Source organism: Eudoraea sp., assembly GCF_049669105.1.
Classification (GTDB): Bacteria; Bacteroidota; Bacteroidia; order Flavobacteriales; family Flavobacteriaceae; genus Eudoraea.
Window position 1 is genome coordinate 1 of record NZ_JBATKE010000250.1, and the last position, 2,764, is coordinate 2,764.

Genomic DNA, 2,764 nt, shown 5'->3' on the forward strand with positions numbered 1-2,764 from the left:
TTCAGTAGGGGCTAATTATAGAGCCTCCCAGCGGGCTAAATCAACAGCAGATTTTATATACAAACTTAAAATTGTGGAAGAAGAAGTGGATGAATCCATTTATTGGTTGGAATTATTTCAAGAGGTCCTGGACCCGGGTAAAACGGAAATGAAACTGTTGATACAAGAGGCGAATGAACTTTTGGCGATTGTAGTGGCATCAATTAAAACTGCCCGGAAAAACAAGGTCAAACAAAACCAATAATTATAATCTCGTACTTCTTATTTCGTCCTTCCTCAGATCACGAGCATGACGCTCGCGCTAGCAGGGGGCAAAATTCATAATGAAAATAAAATCAGCTGGTTAATATTAATGCCTTAAAATTATGAAACAAATAATAAAACAAATAGCAAAATTGGAAAGGGTTGATCAATTAATACGATTGAAGGCTACTGGTCGTCCAAGTGATTTAGCAAAACGACTAGAGGTCTCTGAGGCAACAGTCTTTAGGATAATTGACACTATGAAGGAAATGAACGCCCCTATATATTATGATTTAGCTAGACAGAGTTATTTGTATTCAGAAATGACTATGTTCAAATGTGGCTTCTATTTGGAAGAATTGGATGACAAAACAGAAAGAGAACTTTCTGGAGGCCATGCTTTTGCCAATCTAAGAAAAGTCCTAGAATTTTAACATTTTTTATTTTTTACTAGCACAATTTGAGAGTGTTTACTACCATCTTTACAATGTAATACAGAGCAGCGCTTAAAAAAATTTTGGCTTTGGTTACAAAAACAAAAATTAATAAATTAAAATTAATAAAATGAAAAATTTAGAAAATTATGGAGTTAATGAGATGAGCGACTCTTCAGCAAAATTAGTTCATGGTGGTTCATGGTTGGGTGAGGCCGCTGGAACATTTTTTGGTGCTTTAGGAAGATATCATGGCAATGTCGGAGCAGCACTTTTCGTTAGTGATTATATGGGATATCGAGCAACTCAGGGATAATAATTTATAATAAATATAATAGTATGAAAAGTAACTTAACAGAAATTAATAGTGAAGAAGCTCTACAGATCAATGGTGGTGGCTGGATTAAAGATGTTTATGATATAATTCTCGCAGAAACCGACGATTTTGTCAAAGGGTTTAAAAATGCGTATAACAATGGTGTTTTTTAAAGAATAAATATCAGTTCAATCTCATAAATAAACGGGTGTAGTTAATGCGCCCGTTTTTAAATTTTTTATGAGCTTAGTAGCATGTATGTTAGTTAATATAAATAAACCTAAAGTACTTGAGATAAATCAAAAATTAATTACAATTTTATTGTAAAATTTGAGATAAAAAAATTTTTAAATATAATTATTGAATTCTATATGAAACAAAGTGATAAAAGAAATAGTTGGAAGCGTATAACAACACTCATTATTCCTTATATCTTTATTGTAGGTTTATTTAAGTATGTTGGCACCGCTGTTTCTGAGGCTTACATAGATAATAAGGTTATCGCTGCAGCATCCACTGAACAACAATTGATTTCGTCTATTTTTACCCTTTTAGGAACCTTCCTGGTTCTTTTTCTATTCATGAAATATATTGATAAAGAGCCTTTTTTGAATCTTGGATTTCAATATAAAAATAAAGGAAAGGATATTTTTATAGGTCTCCTAATTGGCATACTAATTATGGGATTTGGATATGTAATTTTAGTATCTTTTAATCAAATAAAGTTTATTTCTATAACTTTCTTCTACTCTGATTTCCTGATAGTATTTGTTATTTTTTTAAGTGTAGCTTTTTCAGAAGAAGCTTTATTTCGTGGTTATATCTTGCGAAACTTGATGAACTCTATGAACAAGAATATGGCTTTGCTAGTATCAGCTATAATCTTTACCACTATGCACGCATTAAACCAAAACATAACTTTTATTGGCTTGGTAAATCTTTTTCTGGCTGGGATACTTTTAGGACTACCCTATATCTACACTAAAAATCTATGGTTTCCCATCTCACTTCATTTTAGTTGGAATTTTTTTCAATCGTTATTAGGATTTAATGTCAGTGGTAAAAATTCTTATTCAATAGTAAATTTTGATTTAGTTGAAAAAAACAATTTCAACGGTGGAGATTTTGGGTTTGAGGGTTCTGTATTATCTGTTTTATCACTAACAGTATTAATAATCTTGACGATGTATTATTTTAATAGATATGGGAATGAGAATAAAAAAACTATTTTTAATTAAGTCACTCCTTCATACGATTTACGCCTTCGATGGCGCGAGCCTCAGGCTCGTGCCTTAAAACATATGTGTAGCGTTCTTGCTGAACATCAGTAGGTATATAATCAGTTTAATTACCAATGAGTCGAAAGTATAAATTTCATAACCCGACAGCTGTGTAATTCATAAGTTTTACTACAGTTCATTGGTTGGATGTATTTACAAGGCAACTATATTTTTCAATATTGGCAGAGAGTATTAATCACTGTAGAAAAGAAAAAGGCATGGAGGTATTGGCATACTGTTTAATGTCAAATCATGTCCATTTATTTTTTCGTTCTGTTAACGGGGATCCTTCTGGTCTGTTAAGGGACTTCAAAGGATTTACTGCCAGAGAACTAATAAAGGCTATAAAAGAAAACCCTCAGGAAAGTAGAAAAGAATGGATGCTTAGAATAATGGAGCGGGCGGGAAAACAAAAAAGCAATGTAATAAAAAGACAGTTTTGGCAACAACATAATAAACCCATAGAATTATGGAGTGGAAAAGTGATCAAA

6 protein-coding genes are annotated in these 2,764 nt (G+C 32.1%); all 6 read left to right on the top strand.

What is annotated here, in order from left to right; all coding sequences use genetic code 11:
- Positions 1-244, top strand: a 244-nt coding sequence (locus WBM60_RS17635; RefSeq protein WP_424277311.1) for a four helix bundle protein, incomplete at its 5' end; no start/stop codon positions are given.
- Positions 245-365: 121 nt separating this feature from the next.
- Positions 366-677, top strand: a complete 312-nt coding sequence (locus WBM60_RS17640; RefSeq protein WP_424277312.1) for a hypothetical protein — start codon at positions 366-368, stop codon at positions 675-677.
- A 130-nt stretch (positions 678-807) separates the two neighbouring features.
- Positions 808-993: a hypothetical protein gene (locus tag WBM60_RS17645; protein ID WP_424277313.1), complete on the top strand. Its 186-nt coding sequence runs from the start codon at positions 808-810 to the stop codon at positions 991-993.
- 23 nt (positions 994-1,016) lie between these two features.
- Positions 1,017-1,166, top strand: a complete 150-nt coding sequence (locus WBM60_RS17650; RefSeq protein WP_424277314.1) for a hypothetical protein — start codon at positions 1,017-1,019, stop codon at positions 1,164-1,166.
- 198 nt (positions 1,167-1,364) lie between these two features.
- Positions 1,365-2,231 (top strand): lysostaphin resistance A-like protein, encoded by an 867-nt coding sequence (locus tag WBM60_RS17655; protein ID WP_424283426.1) that lies wholly within the window; start codon positions 1,365-1,367, stop codon positions 2,229-2,231.
- Positions 2,232-2,392: 161 nt separating this feature from the next.
- Positions 2,393-2,764: transposase (locus WBM60_RS17660; protein ID WP_424283427.1), on the top strand; the 372-nt coding region annotated here is incomplete at its 3' end.